The organism is Mesobacillus sp. LC4 (assembly GCF_053543455.1).
In genome coordinates this window covers 1-2,945 of record NZ_JBGCUB010000025.1, presented here as the reverse complement: position 1 = coordinate 2,945, position 2,945 = coordinate 1, and the positions used below count along the sequence as shown (strand labels likewise).

At 53.1% G+C, this 2,945-nt stretch carries 1 rRNA gene; it reads right to left on the bottom strand.

From position 1 onward, the window contains the following. Positions 1 to 2 precede the first annotated feature (2 nt). Positions 3 to 2,937: ribosomal RNA gene (locus AB5I83_RS23580) — 23S ribosomal RNA — on the bottom strand. Positions 2,938 to 2,945: the final 8 nt, after the last annotated feature.

Sequence of the window (2,945 nt, the reverse complement as noted above, 5' to 3'; positions counted from 1 at the left end):
ATTTGGTTAAGTCCTCGAACGATTAGTATCAGTCAGCTCCACACGTCACCGCGCTTCCACCTCTGACCTATCAACCTGATCATCTTTCAGGGTTCTTACTAGCTTGCGCTATGGGAAATCTCATCTTGAGGGGGGCTTCATGCTTAGATGCTTTCAGCACTTATCCCGTCCGCACATAGCTACCCAGCGATGCCTTTGGCAAGACAACTGGTACACCAGCGGTGCGTCCATCCCGGTCCTCTCGTACTAAGGACAGCTCCTCTCAAATTTCCTGCGCCCACGACGGATAGGGACCGAACTGTCTCACGACGTTCTGAACCCAGCTCGCGTACCGCTTTAATGGGCGAACAGCCCAACCCTTGGGACCGACTACAGCCCCAGGATGCGATGAGCCGACATCGAGGTGCCAAACCTCCCCGTCGATGTGGACTCTTGGGGGAGATAAGCCTGTTATCCCCGGGGTAGCTTTTATCCGTTGAGCGATGGCCCTTCCATGCGGAACCACCGGATCACTAAGCCCGACTTTCGTCCCTGCTCGACTTGTAGGTCTCGCAGTCAAGCTCCCTTGTGCCTTTACACTCTGCGAATGATTTCCAACCATTCTGAGGGAACCTTTGGGCGCCTCCGTTACTCTTTAGGAGGCGACCGCCCCAGTCAAACTGCCCACCTGACACTGTCTCCCGCCCCGATCAGGGGCGTGGGTTAGAATTTCAATACAGCCAGGGTAGTATCCCACCGACGCCTCCACCGAAGCTGGCGCTCCGGTTTCTCAGGCTCCTACCTATCCTGTACAAGCTGTACCAAAATTCAATATCAGGCTACAGTAAAGCTCCACGGGGTCTTTCCGTCCTGTCGCGGGTAACCTGCATCTTCACAGGTACTATAATTTCACCGAGTCTCTCGTTGAGACAGTGCCCAGATCGTTACGCCTTTCGTGCGGGTCGGAACTTACCCGACAAGGAATTTCGCTACCTTAGGACCGTTATAGTTACGGCCGCCGTTTACTGGGGCTTCGATTCAGAGCTTCGCGTGAGCTAACCCCTCCTCTTAACCTTCCAGCACCGGGCAGGCGTCAGCCCCTATACTTCGCCTTGCGGCTTCGCAGAGACCTGTGTTTTTGCTAAACAGTCGCCTGGGCCTATTCACTGCGGCTCATCCGGGCTATTCACCCAAATGAGCACCCCTTCTCCCGAAGTTACGGGGTCATTTTGCCGAGTTCCTTAACGAGAGTTCTCTCGCTCACCTTAGGATTCTCTCCTCGCCTACCTGTGTCGGTTTGCGGTACGGGCACCTTTTATCTCGCTAGAGGCTTTTCTTGGCAGTGTGGAATCAGGAACTTCGGTACTATATTTCCCTCGCTGTCACAGCTCAGCCTTCACGCAAGCGGGATTTGCCTCACTTGCAGCCTAACTGCTTAGACGCGCATATCCAACAGCGCGCTTACCCTATCCTCCTGCGTCCCCCCGTCGCTCAAACGATAAAGAGGTGGTACAGGAATATCAACCTGTTGTCCATCGCCTACGCCTTTCGGCCTCGGCTTAGGTCCCGACTAACCCTGAGAGGACGAGCCTTCCTCAGGAAACCTTAGGCATTCGGTGGATGGGATTCTCACCCATCTTTCGCTACTCATACCGGCATTCTCACTTCTAAGCGCTCCACCAGTCCTTACGGTCTGACTTCAACGCCCTTAGAACGCTCTCCTACCACTGACATCTAAGATGTCAATCCACAGCTTCGGTGATACGTTTAGCCCCGGTACATTTTCGGCGCAGAGTCACTCGACCAGTGAGCTATTACGCACTCTTTAAATGGTGGCTGCTTCTAAGCCAACATCCTGGTTGTCTAAGCAACTCCACATCCTTTTCCACTTAACGTATACTTTGGGACCTTAGCTGGTGGTCTGGGCTGTTTCCCTTTTGACTACGGATCTTATCACTCGCAGTCTGACTCCCACGGATAAGTCTTTGGCATTCGGAGTTTGTCTGAATTCGGTAACCCGATGAGGGCCCCTAGTCCAAACAGTGCTCTACCTCCAAGACTCTTACAACGTGAGGCTAGCCCTAAAGCTATTTCGGAGAGAACCAGCTATCTCCAAGTTCGATTGGAATTTCTCCGCTACCCACACCTCATCCCCGCACTTTTCAACGTGCGTGGGTTCGGGCCTCCAGTTGGTGTTACCCAACCTTCACCCTGGACATGGGTAGATCACCTGGTTTCGGGTCTACGACCACATACTCATTCGCCCTATTCAGACTCGCTTTCGCTGCGGCTCCGTCTTCTCAACTTAACCTTGCATGTAATCGTAACTCGCCGGTTCATTCTACAAAAGGCACGCCATCACCCATGAACGGGCTCTGACTACTTGTAGGCACACGGTTTCAGGATCTCTTTCACTCCCCTTCCGGGGTGCTTTTCACCTTTCCCTCACGGTACTGGTTCACTATCGGTCACTAGGGAGTATTTAGCCTTGGGAGATGGTCCTCCCAGCTTCCGACGGGATTTCTCGTGTCCCGCCGTACTCAGGATCCACTCAGGAGGGAACGAAGTTTCAACTACAGGGTTTTTACCTTCTCTGACGGGCCTTTCCAGACCACTTCATCTACCCCGTTCCTTTGTAACTCCATGTAGAGTGTCCTACAACCCCAAGAGGCAAGCCTCTTGGTTTGGGCTATGTCCCGTTTCGCTCGCCGCTACTCAGGGAATCGCGTTTGCTTTCTCTTCCTCCGGGTACTTAGATGTTTCAGTTCCCCGGGTCTGCCTTCAATACCCTATGTATTCAGGTAAAGATACTGTTCCATTACGAACAGTGGGTTTCCCCATTCGGAAATCTCCGGATCAAAGCTTACTTACAGCTCCCCGAAGCATATCGGTGTTAGTCCCGTCCTTCATCGGCTCCTAGTGCCAAGGCATCCACCGTGCGCCCTTTCTAACTTAACCTAAAAGGT